The sequence below is a fragment of the Pseudomonas sp. St290 genome (assembly GCF_018325805.1).
In the GTDB taxonomy this organism is placed as follows: domain Bacteria; phylum Pseudomonadota; class Gammaproteobacteria; order Pseudomonadales; family Pseudomonadaceae; genus Aquipseudomonas; species Aquipseudomonas bijieensis.
On the sequence record NZ_AP014703.1, the window covers coordinates 1,784,525 to 1,802,364 of the forward strand.

Annotated in this window: 11 protein-coding genes; all 11 read left to right on the top strand. The window is 60.2% G+C overall.

Annotation, left to right across the window (positions count from 1 at the left end; genetic code table 11):
* Positions 1-25: 25 nt before the first annotated feature.
* The 11 genes from rffA (at position 26) to PBDP_RS07870 (ending at position 17,681) form a co-directional block, all read left to right on the top strand.
* The gene (rffA, locus tag PBDP_RS07820; RefSeq protein WP_116831744.1) at positions 26-1,177 is read left to right on the top strand and encodes a dTDP-4-amino-4,6-dideoxygalactose transaminase; all 1,152 of its coding nucleotides are present in this window, start codon (positions 26-28) and stop codon (positions 1,175-1,177) included.
* Positions 1,178-1,351: 174 nt separating this feature from the next.
* Positions 1,352-2,089 carry a flagellar basal body rod protein FlgF gene (locus PBDP_RS07825; RefSeq protein ID WP_060738660.1) on the top strand — a complete coding sequence of 246 codons (738 nt, stop codon included), beginning with the start codon at positions 1,352-1,354 and terminating at the stop codon, positions 2,087-2,089.
* A gap of 49 nt (positions 2,090-2,138) precedes the next feature.
* Positions 2,139-2,924 (top strand): flagellar basal-body rod protein FlgG, encoded by a 786-nt coding sequence (gene flgG / locus PBDP_RS07830; protein ID WP_053146447.1) that lies wholly within the window; start codon positions 2,139-2,141, stop codon positions 2,922-2,924.
* 72 nt (positions 2,925-2,996) lie between these two features.
* Positions 2,997-3,692 (top strand): flagellar basal body L-ring protein FlgH, encoded by a 696-nt coding sequence (gene flgH / locus PBDP_RS07835; protein ID WP_212802058.1) that lies wholly within the window; start codon positions 2,997-2,999, stop codon positions 3,690-3,692.
* 45 nt (positions 3,693-3,737) lie between these two features.
* Positions 3,738-4,808 carry a flagellar basal body P-ring protein FlgI gene (locus tag PBDP_RS07840; RefSeq protein WP_162893896.1) on the top strand — a complete coding sequence of 357 codons (1,071 nt, stop codon included), beginning with the start codon at positions 3,738-3,740 and terminating at the stop codon, positions 4,806-4,808.
* 10 nt (positions 4,809-4,818) lie between these two features.
* On the top strand, positions 4,819-6,123 hold the full coding sequence (gene flgJ / locus PBDP_RS07845; protein WP_109751335.1) for a flagellar assembly peptidoglycan hydrolase FlgJ: 1,305 nt from the start codon (positions 4,819-4,821) through the stop codon (positions 6,121-6,123).
* A gap of 10 nt (positions 6,124-6,133) precedes the next feature.
* Positions 6,134-8,200 carry a flagellar hook-associated protein FlgK gene (gene flgK / locus PBDP_RS07850; protein ID WP_109751336.1) on the top strand — a complete coding sequence of 689 codons (2,067 nt, stop codon included), beginning with the start codon at positions 6,134-6,136 and terminating at the stop codon, positions 8,198-8,200.
* Positions 8,201-8,213: 13 nt separating this feature from the next.
* Complete coding sequence (locus PBDP_RS07855) at positions 8,214-9,779, top strand: flagellar hook-associated protein 3 (protein WP_109751337.1); 1,566 nt, start codon at positions 8,214-8,216, stop codon at positions 9,777-9,779.
* Between the two features lie 110 nt (positions 9,780-9,889).
* Positions 9,890-13,471 carry a glycosyltransferase gene (locus PBDP_RS07860; protein ID WP_163858887.1) on the top strand — a complete coding sequence of 1,194 codons (3,582 nt, stop codon included), beginning with the start codon at positions 9,890-9,892 and terminating at the stop codon, positions 13,469-13,471.
* Between the two features lie 61 nt (positions 13,472-13,532).
* Positions 13,533-16,424 carry a glycosyltransferase family 2 protein gene (locus tag PBDP_RS07865; protein WP_212802059.1) on the top strand — a complete coding sequence of 964 codons (2,892 nt, stop codon included), beginning with the start codon at positions 13,533-13,535 and terminating at the stop codon, positions 16,422-16,424.
* Between the two features lie 330 nt (positions 16,425-16,754).
* The gene (locus PBDP_RS07870; RefSeq protein ID WP_212802481.1) at positions 16,755-17,681 is read left to right on the top strand and encodes a ketoacyl-ACP synthase III; all 927 of its coding nucleotides are present in this window, start codon (positions 16,755-16,757) and stop codon (positions 17,679-17,681) included.
* Positions 17,682-17,840 lie beyond the last annotated feature (159 nt).

Sequence of the window (17,840 nt, forward strand, 5' to 3'; positions counted from 1 at the left end):
CCATGCCCACCCAGGGAAGTTTGCAATGAGCAATGAAACGATATTATTCAACCGCCCGTATATGACCGGCAAAGAGCTGGATTACATTGCCCAGGCCAAGTTCGGCAACATGCTCGCCGGTGATGGCCCATTCACCAAGCGTTGTCACCGCTGGCTGGAGTCGCAAACGGGATGCAACAAGGCATTGCTCACCCACTCCTGTACCGCTGCGCTGGAAATGGCGGCCTTGCTGCTGGACATCCAGCCGGGCGACGAAGTCATCTTGCCTTCCTATACCTTCGTCTCCACGGCCAATGCTTTCGTATTGCGTGGCGCGGTGCCAGTCTTCGTCGATATACGTCCCGATACCCTGAACCTGGACGAGCGCCTGATCGAGGCGGCGATCACGTCACGGACCAAGGCGATCGTGCCTGTCCATTACGCCGGTGTGGCCTGCGAGATGGACACGATCATGGCCATTGCGCGCAAGCACGGACTGGCCGTGGTCGAAGATGCTGCGCAAGGAGTGATGTCAACCTATAACGGCCGAGCGCTGGGCAGTATCGGTGACCTTGGGGCGTTCAGCTTCCACGAAACCAAGAATGTCATTTCGGGGGAGGGCGGGGCCTTGCTGGCCAATGACCCAGTCATGGCATTGCGAGCCGAGATCATCCGGGAGAAAGGTACCGATCGCAGTCGATTCTTCAGGGGCGAGGTGGACAAATATACCTGGCAAGAGGTGGGCTCCTCGTTTCTACCCGGAGAAATGACCGCGGCCTTCCTCTGGGCCCAGTTGGAAGACGCTCAAGCCATCACCAATCGCCGCCTGGCGATCTGGGACAATTATCATGCGGCTCTGGCAGGGCTTGAGCGGCAAGGGGTATTGCGACGTCCGATAGTGCCTGAAAATTGCCAGCACAACGCGCACATGTATTACGTACTCCTCGCCCCTGGAGTGGAGCGCCAGGCTGTTCTCGAGGTACTCAAGAGCCACGCAATCTACGCAGTGTTCCATTACGTGCCGCTGCATTCATCGCCTGGGGGCGCACGCTATGGGCGTGCGCACGGCTCGATGGATATCACTGATGGTTACTCCGAGCGCCTGTTGCGTTTGCCAATGTGGCTCGGTTTGACCACTGAGCAGCAGGACCGGGTGGTGGATGTTCTCGGCAGTGCTTTGGCAGGCCTTGCCACTTAGCGGCATGACACCGCCGGTTTTTCGTCTTCGACACAACTCGACAGTGCCCCCTGAATACCCAGAGCCCTTTGTTTTTAGGGCCTGGGCCCGCCAGAAAAAAGTTGGTCTGCAAATTGCTTAAGGCTGTGCAACACAGCAGTGGGCGGCAAACGTCCGGCATGCAGAGGAACGACAGTGGACAAGTACCTTTATGTGGCAATGACCGGCGCCAGCCAGAACGCACTGGCGCAACGGGCCCATGCCAACAACCTGGCGAACATCTCCACCAATGGTTTTCAGAAAGACCTGGAGCAGGCTCGCTCGATGCCGGTGTTTGGCGACAGCTTTCCGGCGCGGGCCTTTGCCCTGTCCGAACGGCCTGCCACGGATTTCACCCCGGGGGCGCTGGTGGAAACCGGTCGTGACCTCGACGTCGCGGTCAGCGGCCCAGGCTGGATGGCCGTGCAGAACCCTGACGGCGGCGAAAGCTACGTGCGCACAGGAAGCCTCAACGTCGACGCCCTGGGCGTGCTGCGGGCCGGCAACGGCATGCCAGTGATGGGCAACGGCGGTCCGATCGCCGTGCCGCCCGAGCAGAAAATCGAAATCGGCCAGGACGGCACCATCAGCATCCGCGCCATGGGCGAAGGCCCGCGCGTGATGGCTGAAGTGGACCGCATCAAGCTGGTCAATCCGGATCTCAAGAACATGACCAAGGGCCTGGACGGTTCGATCCGTACCAAGGATGGCCAGCCGGCGCCCATCGATGCCAACGTGCAGTTGGTGTCGGGCTTCCAGGAGGCGAGCAACGTCAATGCCGTGGATGAAATGACCTCGGTGCTGGCCCTGGCCAAGCAGTTCGAGCTTCACGTCAAGATGATGAACACCGCCAAAGAAGGCGACGAGGCCATGGCTCGGGTCTTGCAGATCTAACCATTAATTAAAGCGTCGCGCCGAAAAACAGGCGTACGAGGAGAATCGAATGCTTCCGGCTCTATGGGTTGCCAAAACAGGTCTGTCCGCCCAGGACACCAACCTGACGACCATTTCCAACAACCTGGCGAACGTCTCGACCACGGGTTTCAAACGTGATCGCGCCGAGTTCCAGGACCTGCTGTATCAGGTAAAACGCCAGCCTGGTGCCCAGTCGACCCAGGACAGCGAATTGCCGTCGGGCCTGCAAGTGGGTACCGGTGTACGCATCGTCGGCACCCAGAAAAACTTCAACGCCGGTAGCCTGCAAACCACCGAGCAGCCGCTGGACATGGCCATCGACGGTCGCGGTTTCTTCCAGATCCTGCAGCCGGACGGCACCACGTCCTACACCCGTGACGGTACGTTCCACCTCGACTCCAATGGCCAGATCGTCAACGCCAGCGGTTTCGCCCTGGAGCCGGCCATCATCATCCCGAACGATGCCCAGACCTTTACCGTGGGCCGTGACGGCACCGTATCCATCACCGTGGCGGGCAACCCGGCCGCCCAGGTGATCGGCAACCTGCAGACCGCCGACTTCATCAACCCGGCCGGCCTGCAAGCGGTGGGCAACAACCTGTTCCTGGAAACCGCCGCAAGTGGCGCGCCGCAAGTCGGCACCCCGGGCCTGAACGGTTTCGGCACCACGCTGCAGAACACCCTGGAAACATCCAACGTGAGCACCGTCGAGGAGATGGTCAACATGATCACGACCCAGCGTGCCTACGAGATGAACTCCAAGGTGATTTCCACCGCCGACCAGATGCTCTCGTTCGTTACGCAGAACCTGTAATCGCGTCGCAACGTCCGTCATTACGTAGACAGGGCGGCCCCAGGGTCGCCTGCAACACCAAGAGGTAGGGTCATGAAACGCTTCGCATCTGTTCTGGCACTGAGTGGGATCACCGCACTCGCGGGCTGTGTCGCACCGACACCCAGGCCCAATGACCCGTATTACGCCCCGGTGTTGCCGCGTACGCCGTTGCCGGCTGCGGCCAACAATGGCTCGATCTACCAGGCCGGTTTCGAACAGAACCTGTACAGCGACCGCAAGGCCTTCCGGGTCGGTGACATTATCACCATCACCCTGAACGAGCGGACCCAGGCCAGCAAGAACGCCAACTCGCAGATCGACAAGACCAGCGAGACCAGCGTCGGCCTGACCTCGCTGTTCGGCTCCAGCCTGACCACCAACAACCCGATCGGGAGTAATGACCTGAGCCTCAACGCCGGTTACAGCGCCGACCGGGCTACCAAGGGCGATAGTCAGTCCGGCCAGAGCAACAGCCTGACCGGTTCGATCACCGTGACCGTCGCCGACGTGTTGCCCAACGGCATCATTGCCGTGCGGGGCGAGAAGTGGCTGACCCTCAATACCGGCGACGAACTGGTGCGCATCGCCGGTATGGTCCGTGCCGATGACATCTCCACCGACAACACTGTTCCGTCAACCCGTGTGGCCGATGCTCGCATCACTTACTCGGGTACCGGCGCCTTTGCCGATGCGAGTCAGCCGGGTTGGTTCGACCGTTTCTTCCTTAGCCCGAAGTTCCCTTTCTAGGTGGCCCAGTTGAATCTTAAGCAGCTGTTGATCGGAGCCCTGCTGATGTCGGCGGCCTTTACCGCTCAGGCCGAGCGCTTGAAGGACATCGCCAGCATTTCCGGCGTGCGTTCCAACCAGTTGATCGGCTACGGCCTGGTCGTGGGCCTGAACGGCACCGGCGACCAGACCACCCAGACCCCGTTCACCCTGCAGACCTTCAACAACATGTTGTCGCAGTTCGGCATCAAGGTGCCGGCCGGTTCCGGCAACGTACAGCTGAAGAACGTCGCGGCGGTGTCGATCAGTGCCGATCTGCCGGCGTTCGCCAAGCCTGGCCAGCAGGTGGATATCACCGTCTCGTCCATCGGTAACTCCAAGAGCCTGCGCGGCGGCACCTTGCTGCTGACGCCACTCAAGGGTATCGACGGCAACGTCTACGCCATCGCCCAGGGCAACCTGGTGGTGGGTGGTTTCGATGCCGAGGGGCGCGATGGTTCGAAGATCACCGTCAACGTTCCGTCGGCGGGTCGAATCCCTGGTGGTGCGATGGTAGAGCGTTCGGTGCCGAGCGGTTTCAACCAGGGCAACAGCCTGACGCTGAACCTCAACCGTTCCGACTTCACCACCGCCAAGCGCATCGTCGACAAGATCAACGACATGCTTGGCCCGGGCGTGGCCCAGGCCATTGACGGTGGCTCGATCCGCGTCACTGCGCCGCTGGATCCGAGCCAGCGAGTCGACTACCTGTCGATCCTGGAAAACCTTGAGGTCGATCCGGGCCAGGCGGTGGCGAAAGTCATCATCAATTCGCGCACCGGCACCATCGTGATCGGCCAGAACGTCAAGGTATCTCCGGCCGCCGTGACCCACGGCAGCCTGACGGTGACCATCACCGAAGACCCGATCGTCAGCCAGCCGGGGCCGCTGTCCAACGGCCAGACCGCCGTGGTCCCGCGTTCGCGGGTCAATGCCGAACAGGAAGCCAAGCCGATGTTCAAGTTCGGCCCGGGCACCACCTTGGATGAAATCGTCCGGGCGGTGAACCAGGTCGGCGCGGCGCCGGGCGACTTGATGGCGATCCTCGAAGCCTTGAAGCAGGCCGGCGCGTTGCAAGCCGACCTGATCGTGATTTGAGGGGCGAGCCATGGATATGCGCAAGGGCGCTTTGATCAGCGGGGATTCGGGTTCCTACTCGGACCTGAACCGCTTGAACCAGCTCAAGGTTGGCGACAAGAACAGCGACGGCAACCTGCGTAAAGTGGCGCAGGAATTCGAGTCGCTGTTTCTCGGCGAAATGCTCAAGTCCATGCGTTCGGCCACCGAGGCCCTGGGCAAGGACAACCCCATGAATACGCCCGAGGCCAAGCAATACCAGGAAATGTACGACCAGCAATTGGCCGTTTCCATGTCCCGCGAGGGCGGCGGTATCGGCCTGGCCGATGTGCTGCTGCGCCAGATGTCCAAGAACAAACCGCTGGCGCCCGGTGAGGCGGCCACGTTGTCGGCTGCCAAGCAACAAGAGGCGCTGGACAAGGTCGCCAAGGCACCGGTGCCGACACCGGTGGCTGCCGGGACCCTGCCTACTGACGGTCCATTGTCGCGTACCAGCGGCCAACGTCCATTGTGGGCGTCGCGGGCCGTGAGTGCGCCGCAAGGGGCCGAGGGTGTCCACCGCAACGACATGGAATTGCTCAACCAGCGCCGCCTGGCCTTGCCGCCGAAACTGGCTGACCGTCTGCTCGCCGGCCTGGTGCCTTCGGCGTCGGCCAATACCGATGTGCCCGCACAGAACCTGCTGCCGGATCGCACCATCGCCGCCGTCAAGCCGGCCACCGGCGAACTGGCCAATGGCGACTGGCTGGCCGCGCTCAAGGCTGCCGAGCCCAAAGGCGACATGCAGGTCTATGGTCGTGCCGTGGCCCAGCCACCGCTGGCCCCGGCGCGCAAGGCCTTCCGCGATGCCGATGAATTCGTCAACGCCATGCTGCCAATGGCCAAGGAAGCCGCCGACCGCATCGGTGTCGACCCGCGTTACCTGGTGGCCCAGGCTGCCTTGGAAACCGGTTGGGGCAAATCGGTCATGCGCCAGCCCGATGGCAGCAGCAGCCACAACCTGTTCGGCATCAAGGCCAGCGCCAATTGGAAGGGCGATTCGGCGCGGGCGATCACCAGCGAATTCCGCAATGGCGCGATGGTCAAGGAGACGGCCGAGTTCCGTTCCTATGCCTCGTATCGCGACAGCTTCCACGACTTGGTCAACCTGCTGCAAAGCAACAGTCGCTATCAAGATGTGTTGAAGTCGGCCGATAACCCGGAACAGTTTGTACGCGAGTTGCAGAAAGCCGGTTACGCCACTGATCCGCACTACGCCAGCAAGATTTCGAACATAGCCCGGCAGATGACGAGTTATCAAAACTACGCTTCCGCAGGCGCCACCACGACTTTATAAGGTCTGAACCATGAGTTTGCTCAATATAGGGATGTCGGGTCTGTCAGCAAGCCAGACTGCGTTGGTGACCACGGGTAACAACATCGCCAACGTCGATACCGCCGGTTATTCGCGCCAGCAGACCGTGCAGACCACCAAGGCGTCGAATCAGTACGGCAACGTGTTCATCGGTTCCGGCACGACCTTGGCCGATGTACGTCGGGTGTATAACTCGTATCTTGAAGCGCAACTGAAAACCACCACGTCGCTCAACAGTGACGCGGCGGCCTACCAAGGACAGATCACCCCGTTGGACTCCCTGCTGTCGGACAGCGGTACTGGCCTCAATGGCGCACTGACCAAGTTTTTCGCCTCGGTGCAGAACGTCAATGCCAAGCCCGGTGACGATGCGTCCCGTCAACTGCTGCTCAGCGATGCCCAGGCCCTGAGCAACCGTTTCAATTCGGTTGCCAGCCAGTTGACGGAACAGAGCCAGAACATCAACGGCAACCTGTCGAACATGGTCGACCAGGTCAATAACCTGGCCGCCACCGTTGCGCAGTTGAACAAGAAAATCGCCGAGGTCTCCAACGCCGGCGGCGCGCCGAACGACCTGCTAGACGCCCGCAGCGAAACCATCCGCCAACTGTCCACGTTCACCGGCACCCAGGTCGTCGAGAACGGCAGCAGCCTGGACATCTACCTGGGCTCCGGCCAGCCGTTGGTGATGGGCAATATCGTCAATACCCTGGAAGCGGTGCCGGACAAGAACGATCCGGGGCGTATTGGCATCCAACTCAACAGTGGTTCCAGCTCCATGGACCTGACTTCGGTGCTCACTGGCGGCGAAATTGGCGGTCTGATGCGCTACCGCAGTACCGTGCTCGACCCGGCCATGAACGAGCTGGGGCGCGTGGCCCTGGTGGTCGCCGACCAGATGAACAGCATCCAGGCCTCGGGCATCGACATGAACGGGGCCTTCGGCTCCAACCTGTTCAGCAACATCAACAGCGCCGCGCAGATCAGCCAGCGCAGCGTCGCCTCGTTGAACAACAGCGCTGGCTCCGGCAACTTCAACATCGCCATCGAAGACTCCGGCAAGTTGACCACCAACGACTACAAGGTGACGTTCACCAGCGGCACTGACTACACCGTCCAGCGCCTGCCCGACGGCACCTCGATGGGCGCGTTCAACACCGCCACCACGCCGCCACCGGTGATCGACGGTTTTTCGATGACGTTTGCCAACGGCACCGCAGCCGCCGGCGACTCGTTCAGGCTCACCCCGACCCGAAACGCTGCGGCCAACATCAAGACCGAGATGACCGACTCCAAGCGGCTGGCGATTGCCGCGCCGTTGGGTGCCGCCATCGTGCCAGGTGGCAGCGGTACGCTGACCATCCCGGCCAGCGGCCAGCCGAGCATGACCACCAAGCTGGACATCTACGACGCAGCCACCACGACCATCATCCAGAACGGCATCAAGAACTCCATGCCGGTCAAGGTGGTGTTCGGCGCGACGTCCGCCGATGGCACCAGCCAGGCTTACCAACTGCTCGATGCCAAGGGCTCCCCGATCAGCAGCGGGACGATCAAGCCCGGCGAAAGCAACACCCTGAGCCTGAGTGTTCCGCTCAAGGACGCCAGTGGCAACCCGATCATGGATTCGTCCGTACCGCCGGTGCAACGCACCGTCACGTTCGACATGTCCATTGCTGGAGCCCCGTCCAACGGTGCCTCCATCAATATCAGCCTCAGCCAGGCCGGTAGCCTGGACAACCGTAACGGCACCGTCCTGGCCGGCTTGCAGACTGCCAAGACCGTCGACACCGGTTCCTCCAGCAAGGGTATTTCCCTGAATGATGCCTACGGCAAGCTGGTGGAAGGCGTCGGCGCCAAGGCCGCCCAGGGCAAGCTCGACAGTGCCGCCACCGGTGCGATCCTGGACAACGCCAAGACCGCCCGCGATTCGTTGTCGGGCGTGGACCTGGATGAAGAAACCGGCAATCTGGTCAAGTTCCAGCAGTACTACACGGCGTCTTCGCAGATCATCAAGGCGGCGCAGCAAATCTTCAACACATTGATCAGCAGTCTTTAAGGAGCCGTAGCCCATGCGCATTTCTACCTCGCAGTTTTACGAATCTTCGGCTGCGAACTACCAGAAAAACTTCTCCAAGGTGGTCAAGACCAGCGAAGAGGCCAGCAGCCTGGTGCGGGTGAACACCGCCGCTGATGATCCGGTGGGGGCTTCGCGCCTGCTGCAACTGGGCAACCAGGCTTCGATGCTGTCCCAATATGAAGCCAACGTCACCACCATCAAGGCGACCCTGGGCACGACCGAAGCGGTCATGACCAGCATCGGCAACGTGCTGCAGCGCGCCAAGGAATTGGCTGTGAGTGCCGGTAACGCCGCTTACACCGACGCGGACCGTAAAGCGGTCGCTTCGGAATTGGGCTCGATCGAAGATCAGTTGCTGAGCCTGATGAACACCAAGGATGAAAACGGCAAATATATCTTTGCCGGTTCCAAGGGCGATGTCGTACCGTTCACCCGCAACGGTGATGGCACCTACAGCTACAACGGCGACCAGGTCACCCTTGACCTGCCGATCGGCGACACCATGACGATGGCCACCAACAGCACCGGCTGGGAAGCGTTCCAGCAAGCCGTCAACACCAGTCGTAGCCAAGTCACCATGACCGCGCCGGCGGTGGACGATGGGCGTGTTGTGTTGACCAACGGCCAAGTGTCGTCCAGCGTGACCTACAACAGCCAGTTCCGCAGTGGCGAGCCGTACACGGTGGAATTTGTCAGCGGCACCCAGTTGAAAATCACTGATTCGGGCGGCAACGATGTGACCGCCGAAGCCAGCAAGGGCGGTGTCATCGAGCCTAATAACCAGGTCGGGCAGACCGTGAGCTTTCGCGGCGTCGACCTGACCTTGAACGTCAACCTTCATGCGGGCGACGTTGCCGGCACGATACTGCCCGGCCATACCTTCACCCTGGCCGCCAAGCCCGATACGTTCACTCCGGCCCGCAGCCCGGGCAACGCCACCGCGACTCAGATCACCGGTAGCCAGATCACTGACCCGGTGGCCTACCACGCCAGTTTCCCGACGGGGGCGGCGGTGCTGAAGTTCACCAGTGCCACGGATTTCGACCTGTACGCAGCGCCCTTGAACGCGGACAGCAAGCCGGTGTCCAGCGGCACCCTGGCGGGCAACGTTGCCACCGCATCCGGCGTGAGTTTCACGCTCAACGGTGCTCCGGCCGCCAACGACCAGTTCAGCATTTCGGTCAATACCCACGAGACGCAGAACATCCTGGACACCGTGAACCAGTTGCGGACTGCTTTGAACACGCCGGCAGATGGCGACAACATCGCCATCCAGAAACTGAATGCGTCATTGGCTTCGGCTATAGGTAACCTGGCCAGCGGTACTGACCAGTTGACCAGTGCATTGAGTTCGGTTGGTGGTCGTGGCCAGTCGCTCGATACCCAGAGCGATACCAATCAGAGCTTCGTCCTTGCCAACTCGCAGACCCAGTCGGCGATTCGTGATTCCGATCCGGCCGAAGTGATGACGCGCCTGACCTTGCAGCAGACTATGCTGCAGGCGTCACAGTTGGCGTTCAGCAAAATCACTCAATTGGGATTGTTCAACAAAATCTGATCCAGGGCAGGGACCGTGACGCTATAAGCGGTCCCTGACCCGTTCCTTTATACGATTCAGGACGTCCTGCTCTCGCCTGAGTTGACGCCCGCCGGTTGAGAGCCATGCGTGTGAAATCAGCTCCTCTTGTCAGTATTGCCATCCCCGCGTTCAATCCACGCTTTTTCCGTCTCGCTTTGCAAAGCGCGCTCGAGCAGACCTACGAGAACCTGGAGATTGTCATCTGCGACGATTGCCGCAGCGATGAAATCGAGCAGATCGTCCAGGAACTGAGCGTTGGCGCCAATGTGGCGGTGCGTTACCTGTGCAACCCGACTCGGCTGGGGTTCCAGCAGAACCTGTTGCGCTGCCTTGAAGAGTCGCGGGGCGAGTACATCAAGTTCCTGTGTGATGACGATCAGTTGCTGGCGTTCTGCGTCAGTCAGCAGGCGGCCATCCTGCAGGAGCATGCGCAAGTATCGTTGGTGGTCAACAAGCATCACTTGATCGATGCCGACAATTACGCCTTGCCGATCCGCGTGGAAAACACGGGCATCACGCAGTTCGATGCGCTGTTCAACGGCACTGACATGCTGGCGTATTTTGAAAAGACCACCCGGAATATTCTCGGCGGTTTGAGTGGCGCATTGATGCGCCGCACCGATGTCGAGGCCTTGCTGCCGGCTTTGGCGCGGCCGGGTGAAGGCTTCGAGGCAGTGCTCGATTTTGCCTTGTTCATCTGCCTGTTGCGCCGGGGTAATCTGGTCCAGCTCTACGCCGAGGGAAGTGGCCAACGGTTGCATCCGGAGCGCTTGGCGCGTCAGGCCAAGATGCTTGATGCGGCTACGGTGGAGCTGACATGGCTCAAGGAAATGCTGGCCCAGCGCAGTGGCGAGCCGGCGCCCGCCAGTGGCTGGGTGCGCTACCAGACGCTGGGGCAGCCCAAGGAGCCAGGGGCATCGGAGTGGGAAGAAATCAACGTCTACTCGGTCATTGCGACTCGGCAGGGCGTCATCGGCTCGCAAGTCGGCACTGACATCGAAAGCTACGCGGACCTCTATGCCCAGTGGTTGACGTGTCGACGTTTCAGTCCATTGCGCAAGCAAGTCTTGTCCCGGCAGATCTCCCGCTGGGCCTATCGTCCGATGATCATCCCTATCATCATCGACGCGCAGGACGATCCTTATGCGTTGAGTATTACCCTGCAGAGTATCGCTGCCCAGGCCTATGCCTGCGAATCGGTGCTGCTACTGTCCAACGGTCGCCAGGCTGTGGACAACCATGTCCTGCGCCTTGGCCTGCAAGCGGACTGGGCACAACAGCTCAACGGGCTGTTGCCTCAACTGGACGGCGCCGACTGGTTCTACCTGCTGCGTGCCGGCGATCGCTTGACCGAGTCCGCGCTCCTGATAATGGCCGATCGGATTGTCAGCTCGCCGGCCGTTGCCTGTCTCTACAGCGATGAAGGTGCGCTGGTGGATGACAAGTCGGTGGAGCCGATCTTCAAGCCAGACTTCAATCTCGACCTGATGCGCGGTTATCCCTATGTCGGTCGGACACTGGCTTTCGAGCGTGCCCGATTCCTGGCCTCCGGTGGGTTCGATCCGAGCCTGGGCGAACTGGCGCCCCATGACTTGATCTGGCGACTGGTGGAGACGGATGGGCCGCAGGTCATCGGTCACATTCCGGAAGTCCAGGTCGAGTCGACGTTTTCGTTTGCCCAGTGGCTGTCGTTGCCGCAAGTCATCGAGCAAAACGCCGGGCTGATCGGCGCTCATCTACAGCGTATCGGCGTGCCGCACCGGCTTCATCCGGGGCCGATCCTGGCGTTGGTCCCGCGCATCGAATACCTGTTCGCCGAGCGCCCCCTGGTGTCGATCGTCATCAGCGTCAAGGATGACCTGGGCGCGCTGGAGCGTTGCGTCAACAGCCTGATCAGCACGACCGCGTATCCGCACTACGAAATCATCATTGTCGATAACGCCAGTGAAAACGCCGAGCTGCAGCATTGGCTGCGGGCCATGGCCGAGCTGGGCAGTGAAAAATTGCGAATATTCCTGCACCCGGCAAGCGGCAGCGAAGCCGTGATTCGCAATTTCGCCGCGCAACAGGCCCGCGGCGAATACCTGTTGTTGCTCAACCCCAATTGCATCGTGCTGGAAGCCACCTGGCTGGAAGAACTGCTCAATCATGGACAACGTCCCGAGGTCGGTATCGTTGGACCTCGCACACTCAACCAACAGGGCCGGGTCATTGACTCCGGCATGATCATGGGACTGGGTGGGTTGGCGGGCAGGGCTTTCGTCAACGAATCGGTAACGTCTGGCGGCTATATGCAACGCTTGCAGACGGTGCAGAACTGGAGCGCCGTCGGCGACCACTGTCTGTTGATACGCAAGCAAGTCCTGGAGGAGGCCGGTGGGTTCGATGAGTCGATCACCACGCAGCGCATCAACTCTCTGGAGTTATGCCAGCAGGTCGGAAAAAACGGTTACCTGCTCGTCACCACACCTTACAGTGATGTCGTGCTGGCATCCGGCGTGGAAACGAGTCGTGATTCTTCGTGGAAGCAGCGGTTGGAGCACGAACAAGAGGCGTTCTATCAGCGCTGGTTGCCCAGGATCGCCAACGATCCGGCCTACAACCGTAACCTGACCCTGACCGGGAAAAGCTTCAGTCTCGAGCCCGGGCCACGCACCGGATGGAATCCGTTGATTACCCGCAACGTACCTTCGATCCTGGGTATGGCGGTCAATACCTCGGCGGTGGGGCACTACCGGGTCAGCCAACCGTTATTCGAACTGGAAGCGGCTGGGCGAATCGTGGGGCGTGTTGCCTACGATACACCCTCGATCATCGACATCGAGCGCCAGTCACCGGATGTGATCATCCTTCAGGGTCGCTATAACGTGGGTAAGTTCAAGGACATCACTCAAGTCAAGACTTACTCCAACGCCATGCGCATCTACGAATTGGATGACTACATCGCCAGGGTCCCGGAAAAAAACGAACACCGCCGCAATATGCCGGACAACCTTGAGGACTTGCTGCGCCAAGGGATCGGCCTGTGTGATCGGGTCGTGGTGTCCACCCATCCGCTGGCGGACGTCTTGTCCAGCATGCACCACGACATCCGAGTGGTGCCGAACATGCTGGCTGCCGGCCTGTGGCACCAGCTCAGAAGCCAGCGTGCCACCTCAAGCAAACCGCGTATCGGTTGGGGCGGCGGCACCAGCCACCGTGGCGACCTGGAGCTCATTGCTGATGTCGTGCGCGAACTGGCTGACGAAGTCGAATGGGTGTTCTTCGGCATGTGCCCGGATCTGCTCAAGCCCTATGTCCATGAGTTTCATCCTGGCGTGAGCCTGGCGGCTTATCCGGCGAAGCTGGCCAGCCTGAATCTCGACCTGGCCCTGGCGCCGCTGGAATTCCATATTTTCAACGACTGCAAAAGCAACCTTCGCCTGTTGGAATACGGTGCGTGCGGCTATCCGGTCATTTGTTCGGATACCGAGGCTTACCGGGGGCACCTGCCTTGCACCCGGGTCCTTACCAACAGCACCGAAGAATGGCTGGAGGCCATCCGTATGCACCTGGCGGATCCGATTGCCAGTTATCGGATGGGCGATGAATTACGTGAAGTGGTGCTGCGCGACTTTGTATTGCGCGGCGATAACTTGCAGTACTGGGCCAATGGTTGGTTGCCGGATTGATGAGTTCGACCTCGAACTCCCGGTGTCGCTGATACGGCCATCCACTCGTTAAGGAATCAATATGCTAAGCAATGTCTCAACAGGATCGACTGCGCCGTTGAATGAACGGTTCACCCTGGTGCTGCTCGCCCACGACCAGTCGACTGCCCTGCGGCGGGCGTTGCGCTACTACAGCGAGAGTTCGTTCGCCGTATTGGTTATCGACTCATCGAGCCGGATCGACGCTGATATCGAGGCAGCATTCCCCGCTGTGCAGTATCTGCACGTGCCTGAGGCGAGTGGTTTCGGTGACAAGGTTCGCCAGGCTGTCGAGCGAGTCGCCACGCCTTACCTGGCGATTGCCGATGTCGAGAGTTTCCTGCTGCCCCAGGCACTCGAACAAGCGCTGAGTTTCCTGGACTCGCACTCCGAATACAGTGCCTGTCAAGGCTATAGCCTGGCGTTCGAAGCCCATGCCGACCGTATCGACTATTACTTGCTCGATCGCAAAGGGGCTGAAGACTACTGCGGAGGATCGGCCGATGCCCGGCTGGCCGTGTTTGCCGAGGATTGCCCATGGTTGGTGAGTGCACTCACGCGTACTGAAGCCTTGCGACGCAGTTGCGCTTCGCTGCCCGCCGGTTTTGATTCGCGGTTGCAGGAGGCCGGCCATTGCTATGGGCTGGTGGCAGATGCAAACGTCCGTTTGCTGGCCATTCCTTATGGCCTGCATGAACGCAGTCGCGTGGCGAAGCCGCCGAGCCTGGTCGCTACGGCGCCCGGCTCTCCGGACTTGCGTGCGGTCGCTGAACAGGAGCGTTTTGCCACGGCGTTGGCCAGTGCCTTTGGTACGGATCCTGCGCGAGAGTACGCCAGGGCCATCATCAAAAAGCTGGATGAGCGTTCGGTGCCGCAGACCCAAAAACTGCTTGAGTCGACCTGGGATTCGCGACGTGGCGAACCGGTTCGTCGTTTCGAACCAACGCAATACGTTGAAATGCCTTTCTATAACCAGGCTTTTTTTGACGTGCTCGCCACTCTGGAATTCCTGCTTCATGCGGCGCCAAGCGGGCTGGTGCAGTTGAAGGAGCTGGAAGCAGTCATGCTCAAGCAGAAAGAGCTGTCTCGCCCCCAGCGCAACACCAGCGCCGAGCCGCTTGATGAACAACTGGCGAGGGCTTTCCTGAGCTATGCCTTCAACCAGGATCTGGTGAAGCAACTGCTCGAGGTCATGCAGGCCAAGGGTGACACGCGCTACGTGCAAATGCTCCAGGCCTGGGAGCCACGGCTCAAGGCAGCGGCGTTTGAAAATACCGCAAGGTTGTTCGACGCTACGCGCTCCGGACAATTGCTGCACTGGCTCGAGGCGCGTGAGCCGAGCGCCAGTGAAGCCCAGAAAGTGTCTAAATACCTGGCCGCTCGCAACGGTGGCCCCACGTTTGGCATTTTGATCCTGGACCTGGACGCCGACGTCTTCAAGATGCAGGCCACTTTCGACAGCATCATTAATGGCTATTGCCGGGCGTTCAAGATCATCGTGTTTACCACCGGCGACCTGCCCGCCGAGACGACGCCACAGAACGTCCTGCATTTCGTCAAGGTCAACGAAAGCAATTACGTCGACAAGATCAATCAGGTGGTCAGCCACAGCGATTGCGATTGGATGGTATTGGCTGAGGTCGGTGACGAATTGACGCCGACCGGCCTGTTCCGCGCGGGTGTGGAATTGCTGGCCGCTCCACAGTGCCAGGCTGTGGCAATGGATGAGTTCCAGCGCCAGCCTGACGGGACGCTGGCCGATGTCTTCCGGCCAGGGTTCAACCTTGACTTGTTGCAAAGCGCCCCGGCCTTGATGGCCCGTCATTGGCTGGTACGCCGCGAGACATTGGTAAGGCTCGGCGGTTATTCGCGCGAGTTCAGGAACGCGATGGAGTTCGACCTGCTGTTGCGTTTGATCGAGCAGGACGGCCTGGAGGGGCTTGCCCATCTGGATGAGCCCCTGCTGATTTGCCAGGCGCCTGCGGTGGAAGATAACGCCGATGAGCGCAAGACATTGCTGCGTCATCTGGCGGTTCGGGGTTATCAGGCTGACGTGAGTGCGGTCGTGCCGGGCACGCACAAAATCGACTACCGCTTTGCCGAGCGCCCCCTGGTGTCGATCATCGTCCATGGCGTTGGCGATCTGCCGACGCTACAGCGTTGCCTGCTCAGCGTGCTGCAGCGCACCCGCTATCAGCGCTACGAGGTATTGCTCGGCGCCGTTGCGGCAGACAGCGCCGTGCTGCGCACCTGGCTTCAGGGGCAGGGGCACCAGGCCAGTCGCGTTCGCTTGTTGGATATCGAGCCGGACATGGCAACCGGGTCCTTGATCAACGCTGCCAGCCAGGAAGCCAAGGGCGAGTATCTGGTTACCCTGGCGGCGGACAGCGAAGTGCTCAACGTCAACTGGATCGAATCGTTGCTCAATCAGGCCTTGCGTCCGGAAGTGGGCGTGGTCGGTGCCAAGCTGACCGAACGCGATGGCCGTATCACCCAGGCCGGCCTGATCCTGGGCTTGAATGACGTCGTTGGCTCGGCTTTCATCGGCGAGCCGAAGACCGCCAGAGGCTACATGAACCGGTTGGTCGTCGAGCAGAATTGCTCGGCGGTGTCTTTTGCCTGCTTGATGATTTCCAAGCAGTTGTTCAATGCTGCTGACGGCATAGACAGCGATTTGTTCGACGCGGCCTTGGGTGACGTGGACCTGTGCCTCCGAGTCGGCCAGGCCGGGTACCTGACGGTATGGACGCCACACGTGCAGGTAATCCAGTCCGGCGTGCTGGCGAGTACGCCGCAGGCGCGTGCGGCGCTGCGTGAGAAGTGGTTCGAGGCACTCGCCCAGGATCGTTTCTACAATGGGAACCTGGCGTTGCAAGGTGCTGGTTTTACCCTGGGGCCGGTGCGCAACGTACCCTGGACCGAATTGCTGGCATAACTCCGCCTTGCAAGGCGTTCCATTGACGCCGGCAGGTAAGACTGCCGGCGTTCTTGCCCAATTGCACCGCCATCCTCAAGATTCCTGTCCAGTGTCCAATACCGTCGCGGGAAATGACATGGCTTCGTTTGTCATGAAAAAATGCCTTTCCAGAACAAAACGGCGTGACGCATAGGTCATAAAGTGCATCTTCACTGTATTGTATTCCCCGGAGTGGAGGCCTGTTCGTTTGCTGGACAAGGCGTCCGCCCCTTGGAAAATCAACTATTTTGAAGCGCCCCTGAGCTTTTGGGGGTGAACCTAGTCGCAGTACATGATCGGGAAGCCATGATGATTGGCATAAAAAGCATAGCGAGTTATGTGCCGACCGCTGGTGTGGATAACTACGCTCAGGGTGCCAAATTCGAGAAGGATGAAGAATTCATCCTTGGCAAGATTGGTTCGGCGTTCCTGCCGCGCAAAGACGCTGACCAGGAGACCTCGGACCTGTGTGTCGAGGCGGTGAATGCATTGTTCGCCAACAACCCGCAGCTTTCGCGCGAATCTATCGACGCGTTGATCGTTGTCACCCAGAACGGTGATGAAGAGGGGTTGCCGCATACTGCCGCCATCGTGCAGGACAAACTCGGGCTGCCGACCCATGTGGCGGCGTTCGATATATCGCTGGGCTGCTCGGGCTACGTATACGGCATCTATGCCCTGAAAGGCTTCATGGAGGCCGCAGGGCTGAAGAACGGGCTGCTGGTCACCGCCGACCCGTATTCGAAGATCGTCGATCCTGAAGACCGCAACACCACCATGTTGTTCGGTGACGCCGCCACGGCCACCTGGATGGCCGACGACGCGGCCTGGCAGTTGGGCAAGGCCAAGTTCGGCACCGATGGTTCCGGCGCGCCACACCTTAAGGTCAGCGACGGGGTGTTTTTCATGAACGGTCGCCAGGTCTTCAACTTTGCCTTGTTGAAAGTGCCCGCTCATTTGCACGAATTGCTGGACGAGTCGTCACTGCAAGCCAGTGATATCGATGCGTTCTGCATCCACCAGGGCAGCGCGGCGATTGTCGATGCCGTGGCGCGGCGTTTCGAGGGTGAGCCTGAGAAGTTCATCAAGGACATGGTCGAGACCGGCAATACCGTGTCGTCGAGCATTCCGCTGCTGCTGGAAAAGCACGTTCTGGATGCTGACTGGAAACGCGTGGCAATCAGCGGTTTCGGTGTGGGCCTGTCGTGGGGCTCGGCGATTCTTTATCGCGATTGACCGAATTACGTTTTTCCCAATAGCGCTTCAGGCTGGCCTGTGGCGCTTTTTTTTTGCCCGTGACTTTGTTTCGCGGTTTCTTGACGCCATTTTTCGGGCCTTTGCCCGCGGCTAAACCCTTGTTTCGCAAGGGGTGGCAGTCTGCTAGCAAATTTTTTG

Excerpts from the sequence above, each read along its gene's own strand:
- PBDP_RS07865 (WP_212802059.1), top strand. The coding sequence starts at position 13,533 with ATGCTAAGCAATGTCTCAACAGGATCGACTGCGCCGTTGAATGAACGG.
- PBDP_RS07870 (WP_212802481.1), top strand. The coding sequence starts at position 16,755 with ATGATTGGCATAAAAAGCATAGCGAGTTATGTGCCGACCGCTGGTGTG.
- PBDP_RS07840 (WP_162893896.1), top strand. The coding sequence starts at position 3,738 with ATGTCGGCGGCCTTTACCGCTCAGGCCGAGCGCTTGAAGGACATCGCC.
- PBDP_RS07855 (WP_109751337.1), top strand. The coding sequence starts at position 8,214 with ATGCGCATTTCTACCTCGCAGTTTTACGAATCTTCGGCTGCGAACTAC.
- flgJ (WP_109751335.1), top strand. The coding sequence starts at position 4,819 with ATGGATATGCGCAAGGGCGCTTTGATCAGCGGGGATTCGGGTTCCTAC.
- flgG (WP_053146447.1), top strand. The coding sequence starts at position 2,139 with ATGCTTCCGGCTCTATGGGTTGCCAAAACAGGTCTGTCCGCCCAGGAC.
- flgK (WP_109751336.1), top strand. The coding sequence starts at position 6,134 with ATGAGTTTGCTCAATATAGGGATGTCGGGTCTGTCAGCAAGCCAGACT.
- flgH (WP_212802058.1), top strand. The coding sequence starts at position 2,997 with ATGAAACGCTTCGCATCTGTTCTGGCACTGAGTGGGATCACCGCACTC.
- rffA (WP_116831744.1), top strand. The coding sequence starts at position 26 with ATGAGCAATGAAACGATATTATTCAACCGCCCGTATATGACCGGCAAA.